We start from the raw sequence: 18,385 nt of genomic DNA on the forward strand, positions 1-18,385 counted from the left end.
GCGTTCCGCTCACGTTTCCCGAGAGGGCGTGAGCGGAACGCTCTTCGCGATGGCGGGTCGCACGTTGCCCGCCGCGCTGGGGATCAGCTGAGGCGCTCGAGCACCATCGCCATGCCCTGGCCACCGCCGACACACATGGTCTCGACGCCGAACTGCTTGTCCTCGGCCTGCAGGTTGTTGATGAGCGACGCGGTGATGCGGGCGCCGGTCATGCCGAACGGGTGGCCCAGCGCGATGGCGCCACCGTTGACGTTGAGCTTGTCCTCCTCGATGCCGAGCTCACGGGCCGAGCCGAGCACCTGTACGGCGAACGCCTCGTTGATCTCGAACAGGTCGATGTCGGAGATCTGCTTGCCGGCGATCTTCAGGGCGTTCTTGACGGCCTGGATCGGCCCGAGGCCCATGATCTCCGGCGACAGGCCGGACACGCCGGTGGAGACGACGCGCGCGAGCGGGGTGAGACCGAGCTCCTTGGCCTTGGTGTCGGACATGATCACCAGGGCGGCGGCGCCGTCGTTGAGCGGGCAGCAGTTGCCGGCCGCGACGGTGCCGTCGGGACGGAAGACCGGCTTGAGCTGCGAGATCTTCTCGTAGGTGGTGCCGGGCCGCGGGCCGTCGTCAGCGGTGACGACGGTGCCGTCGGGCATGGTCACCGGGGTGATCTCGTTGGCGAAGTGGCCACGCTCGACGGCCTCGACGGCGCGGTTCTGCGACCGCACGCCCCAGTGGTCCTGCTCCTCGCGGGTGATGCCGGTGATCTGCGCGACGTTCTCGGCGGTCTGGCCCATCGGGATGTAGACGTCCGGCAGGATGCCCTGGTCGCGCGGGTCGGTCCACACGTCGGCGCCACCCTCGGCGCGCTTGGCGGTGCGGGCCTCGGCGTCGGCGAAGATCGGGTTGTGGGTGTTCGGGATGTGGTCCGAGGTGCCGTACTGGAAGTTGGAGACGGTCTCCACACCGGCGGAGATGAACACGTCGCCCTCGCCGGCCTTGATCGCGTGCAGCGCCATACGGGTGGTCTGCAGCGACGACGAGCAGTAGCGGTTGACGGTGGTGCCGGGGACGGTGTCCATGCCGGCGAGCACCGAGACGACGCGGGCCATGTTGAAGCCCTGCTGGCCGCCGGGCAGACCGTTGCCCAGCATCAGGTCGTCGATCTGGGTGGGGTCGAGCTCGGGCACCTTGGCCAGGGCCGCCTTGACCATCTGGGCGGTGAGGTCATCCGAGCGGATGCCCACGAGGGAACCCTTGTTGGCGCGCCCGATGGGGGAACGGGCGTAAGAGACGATCACGGCTTCCGGCATGGAAGGCTCCTTCTTTGTCAGGTGAGTGCTCTGTATCTGGTGAGAGCACCGTGCGGTCGGGTCAGTCTGCGGGACCAGGGTCCTCCCGCGCGGGGCGGGCCAACCTGAGGATGCGGCTCCGGCGTCGGAGGGTGTCCGCGGCCTCGCGGGCGTCCCCCGTGTTCTCCGGGTCGCCGTCCACGTTCTCATTATGCAGGAACGTGTTCTCGTCCTGACCTTCCGCGTCCTCGTGGTTGCGGACGAAGTCGGTCAGACGCGTGGTGAGCCGGGCGACCACGGAGTCGCGGTGCGGGCCGACCTCGGCGGCGGCCTCGGTCTCGTCCAGCGCCGCGGCGGCCTCCCCGGCGCCCTGCGGCGCCGACTCCTCGGGCGCCTCGTCCCACACGCCGAGCGCCACGCACACCGCGGGCAGCAGCAGGCCGGCGGAGAGTTCGTAACCGGCGGAGTTGGGGTGGAAGCGATCGGGGGAGAACAGGCTCTCGCCGCGTCGGTGGAACTCGGGCGCCAGGGTCTGGGCCAGGGACACGGGCACGCCGCCGGCCTTGCGTACCTGGACGGCCTGCGCGGACGCCAGTCGCCGGCTGAGGGTGGCCATGACCGAACGCAGCGGCTGGGGGACCGGCTTGATGATCCCCAGGTCGGGGCAGGTGCCCACCACCACGTGTGAGCCCCCCTCGCGTAGCGCGTGCACGGCCTCACCGACGCGCCGCGCCGACGGGCCGATCCCGTTGCGTGCGGTGATGTCGTTGCCGCCGATGAGGATCACGGAGATGTCCGGGTCGCCGTGGGCGATCTGCATGGCCTCGACCTGGCCGGGCAGGCCCTTGGAGGTGGCGCCGACGATCGCCTTGATGCTCAGCCGCACGTTCAGGCCTGATTCCTCGGCCAGGCCGCGCGCGATCAGCACGCCGGGCAGCTCGGCGGCCGAGTCGGCGCCCAGGCCGGCGGCGAGCGAGTCGCCGAACACCATCATGTGGACGTCGCACTCCATGCCGGGCCGCCACGGCTCCGGCGTCGCGGCGCCGGGTCGGTAGAGACCGTCGCCCCCGAAGGGGCGACCGGTGGGCTTGGGGATCACGCGGCGTGCGATCCGCGCCTGCTGCGCCAGGACCTCGTAGGCGCCGCGGTAGACGCCGACCGTCCCCACGGCCACCAGCGCGAGGCTCACCACGAGGCGGCGGGCCGGATCGTCGGTCTCGCTCATCGCGCGTGTCGTCTCCCCTCGCGGTTCTGGGTCGCGGTGTGGTGGCGGACCGCGGTGTGGTGCCGCGCTCCGGTGCGGTGGCGCGCGGCCGGGGCCGCCGGTGTGGCCGCGAGCGCCCGGGCCTGCTGTGCCAGTTCGACGATAGCCCGGCGGCTCTGCGCGGGCCCTCCGGACAGGTCGACGGGGTATTCGACGATCGAGATGTCGGTGTGGACGATCCGCCGCGGCTGTGGAGCGTCGTCGCGGCGCTGCGCCGGGTAGATAAGGTAGGCCCGGTCCACGCCGAGTGCGGTACAGGCGGCCAGAAGCCGGTAGTGCTCGGCGGCGCGGGCGCGCCGGTCGGTGGGGTAGGTGGCGACGAACGTGGTGACCGGGTCACCGTCGACCTCGTAGACCAGGCCGGTGCGCACGGAGATGTGGTCGCCGTCGTCGGCGGGCGCGCGGTGTCGGCCGGGGGCGGCGCGGTGGCGTCCCGCGCTGTCGTCGTCGGTTCCGTCCTCGGCCTCGCCCGTGTCGTCGGGGCCCGCCTCGGTTCCGGACGACAGGTCGACGACGGGGTTCTGCAGCAGACGACCACCGTGACCGTGCAGCGCGGCGGTCAACTCGGATTCCACGAAACGCTCGAACAGGGCCGGCATCTCGGTCACGAACGCGGCCGAGGAGGCGTGCCCGTCCTCGACCTCCACCGAGATACGTCGAACGATCCGGTCCGCCAGCGCGAGTGCGTCCTGGTAGCGGGCGTTGAGCCGCGACGGTGTCCAGGCGGGCACCGGCGCGCCCTGTGGGATGAGCGAGGCGTCGGCCAGGCGGGCGTCGACCATCGCCAGGCGGCGCCGGGTGTTGTCCGGCAGGTCCGGCAGGAACTGCAGTCGATGCGCGGCGGTGCGCAGAATCCGGTTCTCGGCGATGTCCGGGGTGAACTCCGAGTACGAGACCTCGAGCGGGATGGTCATGCCCGGCCGGCGGCGGATCTGGTCGCCCAGGCGGATCCGCCCCCGCACGGTCGTGAGCGACTCGTCGACGCGGCGGTACCCGCGCAGCAGTCCGGGAGCCAATGCCTGGTGCGCCAACCGGGCCATGGACTCGGCGACGGAGACCCACAGCTCGTCGTCGTCACGTGCCTGGACGGCCGACGGCAGGAAGGCGTCGTCGGCCGCGTGGTCCAGGAGGAAGAACAGCTGGGTCAGCCCCAGGCTCGCGGCGGGCATGACCCGAACGGACAGCCCCTCGACGCGCACCGAGCCCACGGCCCCGCTGGGAATCAGACGCCAGGTGTCGCGACCGGCGGGCAGGACCTCCACCAGTCGCGTCTGGGAGAGGTGGTGGGCACCCTCCCAGCTCAGGGTGACGAGCTTTCCGCGGCGGTCGAACTCGTCGAACTCGAGGGCCAGAGACGTTGCCGCCGAGCCCGTCGAGGGTGCGGTCATGCCCGGCCGATCTTCCGGCGCAGCGCCGCCAGACCGAACCGTTCATGGACCTCCGCGCGGGTGAGCCGACCGTAGTAGTGCTCCTCGAGCAGGGGGAGCAGGTCGAAGCGCCAGATGGCCTCCAGGCCTCCGGGTTCGGTGGCCTCGTCCTTCATGAAATACGAGGGGCCGATGCGCAGGTCGCGGTCCGAGTCGTCCATCTCCGAGTTGAGCGCCTCGAGCAGGTCGGCCGGCTCCGTGCTTGCGTCGCGCGCCTCGAGGTGCCGGCGAAGCACGCCCGCGACCGGCGGGGTGTCGGGGTGCAGTTCCATGAACGCGAACCGACGGCGGATGGCGGCGTCGACCATCGCGATGGACCGGTCGGCGGTGTTCATGGTGCCGATGATGAACAGGTTGCGCGGCAGCCGGAACGAGGTGTCCGGGCTGTACTGCGGCAACACGGTGCGGTCGCGGTACTCGAGCAGGAAGTACATCTCGCCGAACACGCGCGCCAGGTCCGCGCGGTTCATCTCGTCGATGATGAGGAAGCTCGGGTGGTCCCGCCCGGACTCGGACGTCGCACGCGCGGCCTGCCGGCGCAGCGGGCCCGCCTGCAGTGCGAAGCCCGGCTGGCCGGACTCGGTGAGCGTGGGGCGGTAGCCCTCGAAGAAGTCCTCGTAGGCGTAGCTGGGGTGGAACTGCACCAGCTGGACCCGGCTCGGGTCGTCGGCACCCGCCAGGAAACGGGCCAGCTCCTGGGCGAGGTAGGTCTTACCGGTGCCGGGCGGGCCGTAGAACACGATCTGTTGCCGCGACTGCAGGGTGTCGACGATCTCCTGCAGCTCCTCGCGGGGCATGTGCAGACCGTCGGCCAACTCGTCGGTCACCGCGGGCAGTGTGGGCACGGCGCCGGCGGCGGGAGCCTCGGCGATCGCGGACTCGGAGGAGTGGCTCCCCGGGTGCATGGCCGACAGCAGCGCGTCGAGCCCGTCGGTGAGGTCCACGACGGTTCCGGGTTCGCCGATCAACTCCGACAGCGGGCTGGGCAGCGAGTCGAGGTCGAGGGTGACCTCGCTCCACAGCACCGACCGCTCGAGTTGCTGGCCGCCGTCCTCCACGTAACCGAGATCGTCGGTCAGCGTGCCCAGCTGCAGCCGGGCGTCGGCGACGGTGGCCACCACGTCCTGCGGGCTCATCCGGGACAGGAAGGTGTGCAGTTCGGCGGTGAGCTGGAAACGGGCCTGGTAGTCGAGGTGCGGGTACCCCTGCTCGACTGCTTGGGAGACCTCGAGGCGGCTGGCGTGGGCCGGGATCCGCGGGAGATGGGAGGCGGGCAGGGCGATGCGGTTCTGCGTTACCCACTGGCCGGCCTGCCCGACCCCGCCGCGGCCCGGGCGCACGAGCCACGCCCGCCGCGAGTGGTCGTCGCGGTGCCGCTGCCACTGGTTGGCCACCGAACCCCGGTACCAGTCGACCGGCTGGCCGAGCTGGGCGGACAGGACCTCGGAGATCCTGTGCAGGTCCTGATCGATGTCCAGCTCGTCGATCCCGGACGGGCCGCTGATGAGGTCGGCGAAGGCATCGCGGATGCGGGTCTTGTGCTCGTGCTTGACGATCGGCTGGAAGTGGCCCGGCCACACGAGATACTGCAGGCTGTAACGGATCGCCCGCCAGTCGCCGGGAGTGGAGCGGGCGGCGCGCTGGAACTCCCACGGGTCGCTGAGCGCGGCGTCGCGCACCGAGGCGTCGAGCTCCGCCCAGTGGATGATGAACGAGCACAGCCAACGCAGGTGCTCGCGCATCTGGACGTTGAAGCCCAGCCCGCCGGTCAGCGGGCCCCGCTCGGTGAGTACCTCGTCCAGGTCCGCGGGGATCTCCGGGGGGTTCTCGGTCCACGACAGGACGTCGCGGACACGTCCACGCTTGAGGCGGGCAGTCACCGTGGACAGCGGCAACTGTTGGATGTAGAGCAGCTCGGCGGCCAGCAGCACGACGGGCCGTGGCGCGCCCTCGAGCTGGTCGTGCAGCGCCTGCATGACGGGGGAGCGCATGGACTCGCCCGCCGACTCGTCCGGATCGGCGTCGAGTCGGCGGGCGAGCTCCTCTGCGACCTCGGGGGTCCACGTGTACAGGTCTTCCTCGAACGGCGACTGGCCTGTGCGCAGCGCCGGACCCAGAACCCGCCCGGCCGCCGCTTCGATCTTCGGCGCGGGGCCGAGGGGCCTGTCGTGGGAACCGTCTGACACGTGGAACTCCTGCTACACCGGCGCGGAATCGGGTCCGATAATCCGGCCCGACATTCGTGGAAAACCTACCACCGGGAGGCGGTCGGAGACCGTCAGCTCTGGTACGGCTCCGCGGTCACGACGGTGACGGACACGGTCTTGCCGTTGGGTGCGGTGTACTCGCGGGTCTCGCCGACCTTGGCGCCGAGGATGTTCTTGCCGAGCGGCGACTCCGGGGAGTAGATCTCCAGGTCGTCCTTGCCGGAGCCCTCCCCGCGGGTGCCGATGAGGAAGGTCTCCTTGGTGTCCTCGTTGCCGTTGTAGTAGGCGCGGACGACGGATCCGATGAGTGCGACGCCGGACTCGGTGGGGGCCTCACCGACCTGGGCGTTGGCCAGCAGGTCGTCGATCGTGCGGATCCGGGCCTCTTCCTGGCCCTGCTGTTCGCGCGCGGCGTGGTAGCCGGCGTTCTCCTTGAGGTCGCCCTCCTCGCGCCGCTCGTTGATCTCGGCGGCGATCAGGGGGCGGTTCGCGATGAGCGCCTCCTTCTCGGCCGAGAGGCGGTCGTACGAGTCCTGGGTCAGCCAGTGGACCTGGGTGTCGTTCGCCATGGGGCGCACTCCAATCTGTGTTTCGCCGTGCAGGTAACAAAAACACGGCCCCGCCAAAGGGAGCCGTGCTGATGCAACCGATGCTAACACAGGGCCGGTCGCCCAACGGGCTAGCGCCGCAGGTAGTCGGGGATGTCGTTGCCACACCCGTACACGTCGCCCATGTACGCGCGCCCGGTCGTGGCGATCTCGGCATCGACCTGCACGGTGCCGTTGTCGGAGGGGGGGACGTAGACCTCGCGGCGGCCGAGTTCGCCCTTGGACTGGTCCTGCGCGCGGACGATGCAGTAGGCGGCCTCGCCCGGCTCGTCGCGGGTGACGGTCATCGACATGCGCATGGACTGCTCGTCGATCACCTCGACGCCGATCACCTCGCTGGTGATGGAGGGCGTGGCGTTGAGGCGGTAGATGGTGAACCCACCGGCCACCAGGAGCGCGAGGACGAGCGCCACGAGGAACCCGGCGACGACCTTGCCCATGAACCCGGACCGCTCGTCGACCCCGTCATATCGCCCCTCGGGGAGGGCAGGGGGACGCGGCGACGTGGCGTCCGACCTCGGCTCACTCATGCCCCCAGGCTATCGGGGGCGGGTCGGCGGGGCCGCCCGGGGGCATCTCCGGCGCGGACGACCCTAGAATGGGGCGGTCACACTAGCGCGAGCACAGAACGGCAGGTGCCACGATGGCCGGTCTCCGGCTGATGGCGGTTCACGCCCATCCCGACGACGAGGCGTCCAAGGGGGCCGCGACCATGGCCAGGTACGCGGCCGAGGGTGTCCGCGTCCTGGTGGAGACCTGCACCGGGGGTGAGCGTGGCGACATCCTCAACCCGGCGATGGACCGCCCGGACATCACCGCGGACCTACCTGCCGTGCGGCGCCGCGAGATGGCGCGCGCGGCCGACATCCTGGGCGTCGACCACCACTGGTTGGGGTTCGTGGACTCGGGGTTGCCCGAGGGCGACCCCCTGCCGCCGCTGCCCGAGGGATGTTTCGCCCTGGTCGACGACGACGAGGCGACCGGGGCCCTGGTCCGCAGGATCCGGGAGTTCCGGCCGCACGTGATGATCACCTACGACGAGAACGGTGGGTATCCCCACCCGGATCATCTGAAGGTGCATTCAGCATCGATGGCCGCCTACGAGGCCGCCGCCGATCCCACCCGCTATTCGGAGGCCGGCGACCCGTGGGCGATCGCCAAGGTCTATTACACGCACGGCTTCCCCAAGAGCCGCCTGCAGTTGCTGGACGACGAGCTGTACGCCCGGGACGGGGTCCGCCACTTCGAGGAGTTCCTGTCCCGCTGGGGCGACCGCCCGGACATCATGGAGCGGGTCACCACGCGCGTGGAGTGTGCGGGCTACTTCGAACAGCGAAACTCGGCGCTGCTGGCGCATGCCACCCAGATCGACCCCAACGGCTGGTTCTTCGCGGCCCCGGTGGAGATGCAGCAGCGGGTCTGGCCGACCGAGGAGTTCGAGCTGGCCGCCAGCCGGGTGGGCTCGCCGGAGCTCGGTGAGGGACAATACGAGGCAGACCTGTTCGAGGGCGTCGACCCGCACGTCGACCTGCCAGTCGGACCGAGCACGAGTGAGGACCCGCGATGATCACCCTGGGGCCCGAAGTCCAGATTCTGGCGTACGAGTCGGCGATGGTGCTGGCGCAGAACCAGTCGCCGGGCACGCCTGGGTACAACGACAACCCGCTCGGACCGGAGTTCGGTAAGGCGTCGCCGATCGGCATCCCGGTGGTACTGCTCCTGCTGATCGCCACGATCCTGCTGATCCGCAACATGAACAAGCACATCAAGGGTCTGCCGGAGAGTTTCGACGCCGAGCACCCGGAGGCGGATCAGCTCGCCGACGAGGGCACGGACCGTGCCGGTGTGGAAGGCGACGAGGTCCAGGATCGCTCCTGAGCCCCGCCCCGTGTCGCTGACCTGATCAGCGGCCCAACAGATCTCCCATGGGCACGAAGTCGCCGAACTCGTCGTCGTCGGTCCTTCGTCCCCGACCCGCGTCGGCGCGGGTGGGTGCCACGGCGCCGGCCGTCACGCCGGCGAAGCGCAACATGTAGTCACCCAACTCGGTTCCGACGCGCGCCGTCCGGGAGGCCAGCGAGTTCTCGTCGGCGGCGGTGGTCACCGCGCCGAAGTCCTCGCTCGCGGCGAACACCGTGGTGGGCACGACGTCGGCCTTGAGGTAGGCGAACATCGGCCGCAGCGCGTAGTCGATCGCCAGCGAGTGTCGCGCGGTGCCGCCGGTCGCGCCGAGCGCCACGGGGACGCCGGTGAGGGTGCCCGGCTCGATCACGTCGAACAGTGCCTTGAACAGGCCCGAGTACGACTGGTTGTAGGTCGGCGTCACCGCGATCACGCCGTCGGCGCGTCCGATCTCCTCCACTGCGACCTTGAGTTTGTAGCCGGGGAACCGCGTGAAGGTGGCGTCGACGATCTCGTGCGCGAGCTCCCGCACCTCCAGGACCGTCACGTGGACGTCCTGGCCGTGCCGCGCCAGCGCGTCACGGGTGGCCTTGGTGAGCTGGTCGGCGAGCATCCTGGTGCTGGAGGGAACCGAGGTTCCTGCGGCGACGACGACGAGGTTCAGCGGCCGTTCGCCGGCGGGGTTGGTGGCGTGGGTGTTCACTTGTTCTCCTTCCCGGCCTGCGACTGCTCGAGGCGGGTCTGGTTGCGGCGGTCGCGGGCCAGGGACTGCTCCTGGGCGCGTTGACCGCCCTCGACGGTCAGGCCCGTCCAGTTGTCGCCGGTGCCGAAGCGGTAGGCGTCGTCGTAGGCGGGCTCGCCGGACGCGGCCAGTTCGGCGTCGCGGGCGGCGACCCGGCCGGCGTGGGTGGGGCCGTCCGGCACGTGGGCCGGGCGCAGGGCGTCCAGCTCGCGGCGCAGTACGGGCACGATCTCGGTGCCGAGGATCTCGATCTGCTCGAGGACCGTCTTCCGCGGCAGGCCGGCGTGGTCGACCAGGAACATCTGGCGCTGATAGTCGCCGACGTGCTCGCGCATCGTCATGTAGCGGTCGATGATCTGCTGCGGCGAGCCCACCGTGAGCGGGGTCTGTGCGGTGAAGTCCTCCAGCGACGGGCCGTGGCCGTAGACGGGGGCGTTGTCGAAGTAGGGGCGGAACTCGTTGACGGCGTCCTGGCTGTTGGCGCGGGCGAAGAACTGCCCGCCCAGGCCGACGATCGCCTGGTCGGCGGAGCCGTGGCCGTAGTGCTCGTAGCGGCGGCGGTACAGCTCGACCATCTGCTTGGTGTGGCTGATCGGCCAGAAGATGTTGTTGTGGAAGAAGCCGTCACCGTAGAAGGCGGCCTGCTCGGCGATCTGCGGGGAGCGGATCGAGCCGTGCCACACAAACGGGGCCACGCCGTCGAGCGGGCGCGGGGTCGAGGTGAACTGCTGGAGCGGCGTGCGGAACTTGCCCTCCCAGTCCACGACGTCCTCGTTCCAGAGTCGGTGGAGCAGTTCGTAGTTCTCGATGGCCAGCGGCAGGCCCTGGCGGATGTCCTGGCCGAACCACGGGTACACCGGGCCGGTGTTGCCGCGGCCCATCGTCAGGTCCACCCGGCCGCCGGCCAGGTGCTGGAGCATGGCGTAGTCCTCGGCGATCTTCACCGGGTCGTTGGTGGTGATCAGCGTGGTGGCCGTCGAGAGGATGATCTCGGAGGTCCTGCCCGCGATGTAGCCGAGCGTCGTGGTGGGGGAGGACGTGACGAACGGCGGGTTGTGGTGCTCGCCCAGCGCGAAGACGTCCAGTCCGACCTGCTCCGCCTGTACCGCGTACTCGACCATCGCCTCCAATCGCTCGTGCTCGGTGGGTATCTCGCCTGTCAGCGGGTCCGGCGTGATGTCGGCGATGCTGAAGACTCCGAACTGCATGGTGATGGCCTCTCGTTTGGTCTGTCGTGATCTGCCTGGGGCGTCGGCCCTATTCTAACTTGCTGACATGTCAAACAAAAGGACCCGGTCTGGTATTCCCGGTCACCTAATGGCTTGCGCTCCGGAACTCCGTCCGGCCGAGAAACGGGTCATCTATGCTGTTGGCGGCCGTGCTGGCGCCCCGGCGCGGCCACGAACCCCTCATGTAGCGCGAGTCCTCGGGCGTCCCCTCCCTCTCGAGTGCGCGTGCAGCGCCTCCGCGCCGTCTTCGTCGCCCTCACCCCGCCCGGGTTCTCCAGCTGCCGGATGAACTGGCAAAGGACAACCGATGATCGGGCATTATCTGACTATCTCGACGACCTCGGCGTGCGACGAGGGGGAGACCTCGTGACGGAGTGGATCGTTCGCCGGTGGGCCCGTTTCGGGCACGACAGGTTGTACGCCGCCACTCCCGGTGGCACTGATCTGGGCTACCTCGACATGAAGACGGGACGTTTCCACTCCGATGACATGTCGAACCTGCCGCTGCTGCGAGCAGCGATAGATGAGCACTTCGACACCTTTGACACCTCCGACACGCAGGCCTGGCAAGGCCCGCCCCCGGCTGGTGTCGTCTCATCAATGCCGACGCCGCCGGGGAGGAGCTGGCGCGACCTCGCTGATGTGCGTGCCGGTGCTGCGGCGCGCGAGTGTGCGTTGGCCGAACGCCGGGCTCAGGGCCGGGTGCGCCACCTGTTGGCCCGGCTCGTCGATGCGAACACGAATGAGCGAGCCTGGCGGATCGGCGCCGATGGCGAGGAGGCGGTCGCCGAACAACTCTCGCGCGTCGGGACTGAGTGGCGAGTCCTGCACGCGGTCCGGGTCGGGGACCGTGGTGCCGATATCGACCACATCGTGATCGGCCCCGGCGGCGTGGTCACAGTGAACGCCAAGCACCACCCGAAGGCGGCGGTGTGGGTGGGCGGAGACACGGTGATGGTCAACGGACGCAGAGTTCCCTACGTACGTAACAGTCGCTACGAAGCCACGCGGGCTTCGTGCATGCTCGCGGAACGAGTTGGCTTCCCGGTCCCGGTGACCGGACTGATCGTCGTGGTGGGCGCCCGCCGCGGGTTCACGGTCAGGACGCAGCCGACCGATGGCGCGGTCGTGGTGGTGCCGCGTAGGGGCGTCGGCCGGTACCTACGATCCCAGCCCCGGCGAATGGGGCTGCGAGAGATCGATGCGATCCATGAGGTGGCCGGGCGTTCGGACACGTGGCAGCGCTGAGCATGCCGAGCGGGTGGGTGTGGGCTCAAGCGGAGCGGGGATCGCCGCCGACGTCCTCGTGGGAGGGTGGCGCGCCATACGAGGGGTTCCGGCGGTATTGCCGGTCGGCTCCCGGGGGATTGGTGACGTGGTTGTCCTCGGCGATGAGGTGTGCGACGTGTTCTCGCCATTGGTGTTCGAGTATCTGGTCGCGGGCGCGGGCGAGTGGGCCACCGGGGAGCGTTCGGTACTCGTGTCCGGAGCCTGTGATGATGATCAGCTCGCCGAGTGGGCCCGGTCGGTAGGCGTTGTGACCGAATGTCTTCTCGCGATGGTGCTTGCGGCACAGGCAGAGCAGGTTCCACTCGGCTGTCGGGCCGCCTAGGGCGGGGTTCAACTGGTCGAACGCCAGAATATGGTCGACGTCGCAGTCTTTCGCATCGACAGTGCAACCCGGGTGCCGGCAGGTGCCGTCACGAAGACGGATGCGCTCGGCGAGCGCCGCACTGATGACATACTTCAGGCCCGCGTCGGGAGAGTCGAGCGCGCCGGGGGCGGGGTCGACCACCTCGAAGCGCACCTTCGAGTCGCCGCCCGCTAGCAGCTGCTCGCACAGCCAGTCGAAGCTGGCGTACGCGCCTCGGACGAACTCGACCTGGTTGGGTAGGCCCTGCGCACGACCGTCGATGACGCAGATGCGGACCGGCGAGTCGGTGGCCCACGGGCTGCCGGTCGTCTCGTCGCCGAGCGGGTCACACACATCATTCGTAGTGGGGTCGCCGAGCGCGCACAGCGCGTCCGCTCGAAGCTGGTCCCGGGTACGCGGGTGGAGGGCATCCAGTGCGGCCTGGGCGGCCGAGTCGATCCGACGGCGGAGCTTCTCGGCATCAGCTGCGGGCAGATTCGCCCACATGGTGGTCATGCCGTTGGGCCCCGGGCGGAAACGGACTTTGCGCTGTTCATAAGCGGCGGCGACCGCGTCTTCGCGAGATCCTGGGTCATGTTTGGTCACCGCCGCATCGACAATCGCATCCAGGGCGGTGCGGCTGGGTCTGCTGCCGCCGTCGAGTGCCCGGCCCAGCATGCGGACTACGTCGGATTCCACGGAACGCACGATCCGGTCGGGCACTTCGGCCAGTCGGCATGCGGTGTCGATGGCGAGCTGCTCGGGGAACAGGCCGTGGGAGACGGAGTCGCGGAGAAGTCGAAGGCGAGTGTGGAGCTGTATGCCGGCGGAAACGAGCCGGGCAGCGTGCCAGCTGGTCAGGCACATTGCGGCGGACAACTCGTTCCTGGCGCGGTCGGCGGGTTCCAGTCGGGCGAACGCCGGACGTGCCGCGGTCTTCTCGGCTTCGTCGGTTCTGCGGAAGGCCTCGACAAGGCGGAAAGCGGCCTCCAGGCGCGTGGCCCCGGCGAGGTTCTGTGCCTTCGTGGCGTGTCGGGCGGCGTCGCTCACCGCATCGGGATCGAGCTCGTCGACGGGGTCCAGGACCGCGCGGAGCGGGCCGGTGGACCCAGGCCTCGTCATGGCCATGCTCACCGCCTCCTCGTCGGTCGAACCGCGAAATCGAACGTATGAACTAGTCTACGGGGGAGGAATAGTTAGATCAAGTGTTCGAGCCACTGTTCTCTGGCCCCTGTGATGTCCGCCGGGGCGCGGCCGCCCCGCCGCCGCCCCGATGGGAGGTTCTGTTATGGTGGCCCGCATGTCGAACGCTCGCGCCTATTGGCGCTTTATGTGGGCTCCGGGTGGAGCCCGCGCCGCGAGCGCACGCGTCCTCTAGAAGGGACGTCGACACCCGGAGCCCAGAGGCGGTGACCAGCATGGTCGCCGCCTCCCGCCATTTCAGACAGGCGGCCCGGGTGTCGACGAGGGCATCGTCAGATCACGGCACCCGGCCCGCCACCACCGAGATACCAGGAGCGCACCGCCGTGACCATCACCGCCGAGAATCCCACCCAGACCGCTGACCGACGGGTCCTGTCGTACTCGCCGCTGCCGACCCCCACCGAGATCCTCGGTGAGATGCCGCTGGGTGCGGCCCGCGAGGCGCTCGTCGAGCGCAGCCGCGGCGATGTGGCCGATGTGCTGGCCGGCCGCGATGACCGCCTGCTCGTGGTGGTTGGCCCCTGCTCGGTTCATGACACCGAGGCCGCGCTCGACTACGCCAGGCGCCTCGCCGCCCTGAGTGAGGAGCTCGCCGAGGACCTGCTGATCGTCATGCGCGTCTACTTCGAGAAGCCGCGCACCACCGTCGGCTGGAAGGGTCTCATCAACGACCCGGCGCTGGACGGCAGCTACGACATCCCGCGTGGCCTGCGTACCGCGCGCAAGCTGTTGCTCGACGTGCTCGACCTGGGACTTCCCGTCGGCACCGAGTTCCTCGAGCCGACCAGCCCGCAGTACATCGCGGACGCCGTCTCCTGGGGCGCGATCGGCGCACGCACGACCGAGAGCCAGGTGCACCGCCAGCTCGTGTCGGGGCTGTCCATGCCGGTCGGCTTCAAGAACGGCACCGACGGTGAGGTGCAGGTCGCAGTGGACGGCTGCCGGTCGTCGGCGTCGCGGCACGTGTTCTTCGGCACCGACGCGGAGGGGCGCGCGTCCGTGGTCGAGACCGCCGGCAACAACGACTGTCACGTGATCCTGCGCGGCGGCACCGGTGGCCCGAATCACGACGCCGAGTCGGTGGCCGCCGCCGTGGCATCGGTCGCGAAGGTCGGGCTCCCGGGTCTGGTCATGGTCGATGCGAGCCACGCCAACTCCGGCAAGTCCCATGTGCGCCAGGCCGAGGTCGTCGGCGAGCTCGCCGATCGGATCGCCGGTGGCGAGCACGGCATCTCCGGTCTCATGGTGGAGAGCTTCATCGAGCCCGGGGCCCAGTCGGTGGAGGCCGCCGAGTTGGTGTACGGCCAGTCCGTCACCGACGCCTGCATCGGCTGGGACACCACTGCCGACAGCCTGCGCACACTCGCCGAAGCGGTGCGAAAGGGTCGCCGCGGATGATCCGATGGTGGTCGAGGCGGCGCTCGGTCGAGGGGGCACCGCGCGGTACTCTGTCCCGCGTGGACGCCTCCTCACCCCTGTACACGTTTTACGAGTCGCGCCTGCGCGCCTCGCTGGACGAGTCGAGGCTGCCCCGCCACATCGCCGTGATGGCGGACGGAAACCGGCGCTGGGCACGCGAGGCCGGATTCACCGATGTGAGTCATGGCTATCGCGCCGGTGCCACCAAAATCGCGGAGTTGCTCGGCTGGTGCGACGAGCTCGGCGTGGACGTGGCCACGATCTACCTTCTCAGCACCGAGAACCTGGGCCGCGACGCCGCCGAGCTCGAGGAACTGCTCCAGGTCATCGCCGATGTCGTCGACGAGATCACCGGGCCCGACCGCAACTGGGAGGTCCGGATCGTCGGCCGCCTCGAGGTGCTCCCGGAGAAGATCGCCGCGCGGTTGCGCGCCGCCGAGAAGGCGAGCGTCGGACGGCCGGGCTGCAAGGTCAACGTGGCGATCGGCTACGGCGGCCGACACGAGATCGCCGACGCCGCCCGCGACCTCGTCGCGCAGCTCATCGCGGAGGGCCGTACCGGCCAGGAGTTGGTCGATGCCATGACCGTAGAGGGGATCGGCGAGCACCTCTACACCTCCGGTCAGCCCGACCCTGACCTGGTGATCCGCACCTCCGGCGAGCAGCGGCTGTCCGGGTTCCTGCTGTGGCAGAGCGCGTACTCGGAGATCTGGTTCACCGAGGCCTACTGGCCGGCGTTCCGCCGCGTCGACTTCCTGCGCGCGCTGCGCGACTACGGCGCCCGCAACCGGCGATTCGGCCACTGATGTCGGGCGTCGAGTCGGCCGGCGTCCCGGACGCCTTCACGATCCGCGCCGTGTGCGTGGTCGACCAGTTGCTCACCGTGCCCGGCCGCGTGGGTGTCTCGGCGATCGACAAGCGCCCCGTCGAGGGCCCTGTCGCAGTGCGTCGCCTGGGCCTCCACGGCGACATCCAGGCCGACCGCGAGCATCACGGCGGCGAGTGGAAGGCCGTCTATCTGCTCTCGGATTCGGATGTCGAGCAGTGGGAGTTTGAGCTCGGCGGACCCGTCCCGCTGGGCTTCTTCGGCGAGAACCTGCGGGTCACCGGCATCGACACCTCCCAGCTGCAGATCGGAACCGAGCTCGAGGTGGGAACCGGCGGACTGCGCCTGCAGATCACCACGCCGCGCATCCCGTGCCAGACCTTCGCGCACCGCGTCGGTCGCCCGAAGTGGGTGCGCCGGTTCACCGAGGGCGGTCGCCCCGGCGCGTATGCGCGGGTCCTCACCGCCGGCCCGGTGGAGGCGGGGGAGGAGATCCGGGTGGTCACCGTTCCCACGCATGGGGTGACCATCGCGCGGATCCTCGCCGGGGTCGACGACGACGAGGCCCGCCGACTCCTGGCCGAGTTCGATCTCGCCGAACTCGCCCCGAGCCTTGTCCGCAAGCTGGATCCCGCCACGGACGTCAGGCCCCTCGACGCCGATTAGAGCGCCAGGTGATCCCACACGTCGCCGGCGGTGCGCCAGACCTGCGCCGCCTGGTCGTGGCCGAGGTCGGGGAGCCGGAATGCGCCCGTGCCGCCGGCCGAGGTCGCGAACAGGGTGACCAGGCCCGCGCGACGCTGGAACGGGGTGCGGCGGATGTTCCAGCCCAGGATCCCATCCCGGGTGAGGACGTCGGTTCGCCGCATGATCGACCCCTTGCGCAGTGCCACCACACGGTCGGTGACCGCGTGGCCCAATCCGCGGGAGTTGTCGGACGCGATCCACGCCGAGACCGCCCCGGAGACCGCGACCACGGCGACGGGCACCCACCACAGCCATGACCACACCAGCGCCGGCACGAGTGCGAACGCGGTGAGGGCGAGGGTGGTCAGGAGGGCGCGGAGGTGTCGTCGTCGTCGGGCCCGGGGCGGGTGGGCACGTAGCGACCCCGACCCGGGCAGCTCCACCCCGAGCACCGACTCGGCGACCCCGACCGGCACGTCGCGCGGTGAGGCCGGCACCAGGGCGGGGCTCGGCTTGGTCTGGCCGTTCTCGTCGTTGCCGATTCCCACCCCGATCGCGACGACGTCCAGGCGCGCGGCGGCGACCATGCGGAAACCGGGGGGTTCGTGCAGGGTCATACCGCGGATCCGGCTGCCGTCCAGCGTCGTGTGCCGACCCACGAGCAGGCCGCGGCGCATCTCGAGCGAGCCGTCCCGGTGGTGATGCAGGCGCATCGCCCACCAGTTCTCGACGAACAACACCGCCGAGATCAGCGACCCGACCAGCAGGACCGCCAGGATCGCGGCCACGACGAGCAGGGGGATCGGGACGTCCTCGATGCGGCCCCAGACCCAGGACAGTATCTCGGGAACCGCCTGGAACCAGTCGGCCACCTGGAACACCACGCCCACCGCGATGAGACCGAACATGGGGGTCATGAGACTCGCCGGGGCGTAGCGCACCCAGCCCGGATCGACGCGCGCGACCTCGGTGGAGTCCGCCGAGGCGCGATCGGCCAGCAGTCGGCGTCGCAATCCCTCGGCGGCCTGCCGATCGAGCGAGGCCAGGGTGAGGCGTGCTCCGTCGGTCTCGCCGCTGGAGAGCTTCACCGTCGCGATGCCCATCCGTCGCTGGACCACATTCGCCGAGATCTCCACGCTGCGTACCCGGGAGGTGGCGATGGACGTGGTGGTGCTGGCCAGGAAACGGACGCGCCGTTCGACGCGGTGGTCGTCGAGGCGGAAGGTGGTGACGGCGAGGCGGATCGCCTCCATGGCCGCGGTCGATGCGGTGCCGATGACGAGCCCGGCGACGCACCACAGCGCGACCCAGCCGGCGCCGAGCCCGCCGAGGAACATGCCGATCGCTGTGGGGATCGCCGCGAGGAGCAGGGCGCCGGCCGCGATGACCGTGCTCGCGGTGATGGTCCGACGGTCCAGACGCTGTGCTCGTGCCGTCATGTCGCGTCCCGCTGGTCGCCCTCGGCGGTCACGGTGAGACGCCGGGCCATCTCCTCGGCCACCTGCGCGTCGAGGGAACGAATCCGGACCGCGCCCTTCGACGACGCCGTGGTCACCACCACCGTCGCGAGACCGAACAACCGCTCCAGGGGCCCGCGGGTCTTGTCGACGGTCTGTACCCGCGACAGCGGCGCTGCGCGCCACTCCTCCCAGAACAGTCCACTACGGCTGTAGATGGCGGTGTCGGTCTCCTCCCAGCGGTGGATCGACCAGCGCACGCGCGGAACCACCACGATCGCCGCCGCGCCGATCACGAGCCACACCGCGGGGGCGAGCAGCAGCAACGGGCCCAGGAACAACGGGACGACCGAGAGCGCGATCAGCAGGCCGACCACGACCAGGGCGGCCTGCGCTGTCCACCACCTCCGGCAGCGCGGGTCGACGCGGTTGCTCGGCGGGCGGAGTGCGAGAGGCGGTGAGGTCACGGTGTCCAAGTTAGGCCTCATGTGCGACGCT

At 70.0% G+C, this 18,385-nt stretch carries 17 protein-coding genes; 6 read left to right on the forward strand and 11 right to left on the reverse strand.

Features of this window, described 5'->3' with window-relative positions:
• Window positions 1-83 precede the first annotated feature (83 nt).
• From ACWIE7_RS01255 to ACWIE7_RS01280, 6 genes are all read right to left on the reverse strand, one after another.
• The gene (locus ACWIE7_RS01255; protein WP_230930702.1) at window positions 84-1,304 is read right to left on the reverse strand and encodes an acetyl-CoA C-acetyltransferase; all 1,221 of its coding nucleotides are present in this window, start codon (window positions 1,302-1,304) and stop codon (window positions 84-86) included.
• Between the two features lie 61 nt (window positions 1,305-1,365).
• The gene (locus ACWIE7_RS01260) at window positions 1,366-2,508 is read right to left on the reverse strand and encodes an SGNH/GDSL hydrolase family protein (RefSeq protein ID WP_452100313.1); all 1,143 of its coding nucleotides are present in this window, start codon (window positions 2,506-2,508) and stop codon (window positions 1,366-1,368) included.
• Complete coding sequence (locus ACWIE7_RS01265; protein ID WP_452100312.1) at window positions 2,505-3,935, reverse strand: McrC family protein; 1,431 nt, start codon at window positions 3,933-3,935, stop codon at window positions 2,505-2,507. Before ACWIE7_RS01265 ends, ACWIE7_RS01260 begins: the two co-directional genes overlap by 4 nt.
• Window positions 3,932-6,160: an McrB family protein gene (locus tag ACWIE7_RS01270; RefSeq protein ID WP_454057571.1), complete on the reverse strand. Its 2,229-nt coding sequence runs from the start codon at window positions 6,158-6,160 to the stop codon at window positions 3,932-3,934. The genes ACWIE7_RS01265 and ACWIE7_RS01270 overlap by 4 nt, the downstream gene beginning before the upstream one ends.
• 92 nt (window positions 6,161-6,252) lie before the next feature.
• On the reverse strand, window positions 6,253-6,750 hold the full coding sequence (gene greA / locus ACWIE7_RS01275) for a transcription elongation factor GreA (protein WP_230930698.1): 498 nt from the start codon (window positions 6,748-6,750) through the stop codon (window positions 6,253-6,255).
• 110 nt (window positions 6,751-6,860) lie between these two features.
• Complete coding sequence (locus ACWIE7_RS01280; RefSeq protein WP_295647548.1) at window positions 6,861-7,319, reverse strand: DUF4307 domain-containing protein; 459 nt, start codon at window positions 7,317-7,319, stop codon at window positions 6,861-6,863.
• Between the two features lie 113 nt (window positions 7,320-7,432).
• Here ACWIE7_RS01280 and mca point away from each other — a divergent pair, with 113 nt between their 5' ends.
• The gene (gene mca, locus ACWIE7_RS01285) at window positions 7,433-8,356 is read left to right on the forward strand and encodes a mycothiol conjugate amidase Mca (protein WP_452100310.1); all 924 of its coding nucleotides are present in this window, start codon (window positions 7,433-7,435) and stop codon (window positions 8,354-8,356) included.
• Window positions 8,353-8,667, forward strand: a complete 315-nt coding sequence (locus ACWIE7_RS01290) for a hypothetical protein (RefSeq protein ID WP_452100309.1) — start codon at window positions 8,353-8,355, stop codon at window positions 8,665-8,667. The genes mca and ACWIE7_RS01290 overlap by 4 nt, the downstream gene beginning before the upstream one ends.
• A 25-nt stretch (window positions 8,668-8,692) precedes the next feature.
• Here ACWIE7_RS01290 and ACWIE7_RS01295 read toward each other — a convergent pair whose 3' ends face one another.
• Window positions 8,693-9,394, reverse strand: coding sequence for a CE1759 family FMN reductase (locus ACWIE7_RS01295; RefSeq protein WP_454068409.1), 702 nt, complete (start codon window positions 9,392-9,394; stop codon window positions 8,693-8,695).
• The gene (locus tag ACWIE7_RS01300) at window positions 9,391-10,641 is read right to left on the reverse strand and encodes an LLM class flavin-dependent oxidoreductase (protein ID WP_454057570.1); all 1,251 of its coding nucleotides are present in this window, start codon (window positions 10,639-10,641) and stop codon (window positions 9,391-9,393) included. Before ACWIE7_RS01300 ends, ACWIE7_RS01295 begins: the two co-directional genes overlap by 4 nt.
• Window positions 10,642-10,887: 246 nt before the next feature.
• On the opposite strand from ACWIE7_RS01300, the gene ACWIE7_RS01305 reads away from it, so the two are divergent.
• The gene (locus tag ACWIE7_RS01305; protein WP_454068410.1) at window positions 10,888-11,910 is read left to right on the forward strand and encodes a nuclease-related domain-containing protein; all 1,023 of its coding nucleotides are present in this window, start codon (window positions 10,888-10,890) and stop codon (window positions 11,908-11,910) included.
• 25 nt (window positions 11,911-11,935) lie between these two features.
• Here ACWIE7_RS01305 and ACWIE7_RS01310 read toward each other — a convergent pair whose 3' ends face one another.
• Entirely contained in the window at window positions 11,936-13,423 is a 1,488-nt protein-coding gene (locus tag ACWIE7_RS01310) for a DUF222 domain-containing protein (protein WP_454057568.1), read from the reverse strand.
• Between the two features lie 399 nt (window positions 13,424-13,822).
• Between ACWIE7_RS01310 and ACWIE7_RS01315 the strand changes: the two genes are divergently transcribed.
• The 3 genes from ACWIE7_RS01315 to ACWIE7_RS01325 are packed head-to-tail and all read left to right on the forward strand — an operon-like array spanning window position 13,823 to window position 16,409.
• Window positions 13,823-14,896, forward strand: a complete 1,074-nt coding sequence (locus ACWIE7_RS01315; RefSeq protein WP_454057567.1) for a 3-deoxy-7-phosphoheptulonate synthase — start codon at window positions 13,823-13,825, stop codon at window positions 14,894-14,896.
• 59 nt (window positions 14,897-14,955) lie between these two features.
• A complete protein-coding gene (locus ACWIE7_RS01320) occupies window positions 14,956-15,723 on the forward strand; it encodes an isoprenyl transferase (RefSeq protein ID WP_452100303.1) in 768 nt (255 codons plus the stop codon).
• Window positions 15,723-16,409, forward strand: coding sequence for an MOSC domain-containing protein (locus ACWIE7_RS01325; protein ID WP_452100302.1), 687 nt, complete (start codon window positions 15,723-15,725; stop codon window positions 16,407-16,409). Before ACWIE7_RS01320 ends, ACWIE7_RS01325 begins: the two co-directional genes overlap by 1 nt.
• Here ACWIE7_RS01325 and ACWIE7_RS01330 read toward each other — a convergent pair.
• Together ACWIE7_RS01330 and ACWIE7_RS01335 are read right to left on the reverse strand one after the other, a co-directional pair.
• Window positions 16,406-17,869 (reverse strand): PH domain-containing protein, encoded by a 1,464-nt coding sequence (locus ACWIE7_RS01330; protein ID WP_454068411.1) that lies wholly within the window; start codon window positions 17,867-17,869, stop codon window positions 16,406-16,408. The genes ACWIE7_RS01325 and ACWIE7_RS01330 overlap by 4 nt on opposite strands.
• Window positions 17,866-18,354 (reverse strand): PH domain-containing protein, encoded by a 489-nt coding sequence (locus tag ACWIE7_RS01335; protein WP_452100300.1) that lies wholly within the window; start codon window positions 18,352-18,354, stop codon window positions 17,866-17,868. The genes ACWIE7_RS01330 and ACWIE7_RS01335 overlap by 4 nt, the downstream gene beginning before the upstream one ends.
• Between the last annotated feature and the right edge of the window lie 31 nt (window positions 18,355-18,385).

Source organism: Dietzia sp. NPDC055343 (assembly GCF_053645265.1).

Bases quoted from the DNA above. Each gene is read 5' to 3' on its own strand.
- ACWIE7_RS01330 (WP_454068411.1), bottom strand. From the start codon at position 17,869: ATGACGGCACGAGCACAGCGTCTGGACCGTCGGACCATCACCGCGAGC.
- ACWIE7_RS01325 (WP_452100302.1), top strand. From the start codon at position 15,723: ATGTCGGGCGTCGAGTCGGCCGGCGTCCCGGACGCCTTCACGATCCGC.
- ACWIE7_RS01290 (WP_452100309.1), top strand. From the start codon at position 8,353: ATGATCACCCTGGGGCCCGAAGTCCAGATTCTGGCGTACGAGTCGGCG.
- greA (WP_230930698.1), bottom strand. From the start codon at position 6,750: ATGGCGAACGACACCCAGGTCCACTGGCTGACCCAGGACTCGTACGAC.
- ACWIE7_RS01260 (WP_452100313.1), bottom strand. From the start codon at position 2,508: ATGAGCGAGACCGACGATCCGGCCCGCCGCCTCGTGGTGAGCCTCGCG.
- ACWIE7_RS01300 (WP_454057570.1), bottom strand. From the start codon at position 10,641: ATGCAGTTCGGAGTCTTCAGCATCGCCGACATCACGCCGGACCCGCTG.
- ACWIE7_RS01255 (WP_230930702.1), bottom strand. From the start codon at position 1,304: ATGCCGGAAGCCGTGATCGTCTCTTACGCCCGTTCCCCCATCGGGCGC.
- ACWIE7_RS01265 (WP_452100312.1), bottom strand. From the start codon at position 3,935: ATGACCGCACCCTCGACGGGCTCGGCGGCAACGTCTCTGGCCCTCGAG.
- ACWIE7_RS01310 (WP_454057568.1), bottom strand. From the start codon at position 13,423: ATGGCCATGACGAGGCCTGGGTCCACCGGCCCGCTCCGCGCGGTCCTG.
- ACWIE7_RS01280 (WP_295647548.1), bottom strand. From the start codon at position 7,319: ATGAGTGAGCCGAGGTCGGACGCCACGTCGCCGCGTCCCCCTGCCCTC.
- mca (WP_452100310.1), top strand. From the start codon at position 7,433: ATGGCCGGTCTCCGGCTGATGGCGGTTCACGCCCATCCCGACGACGAG.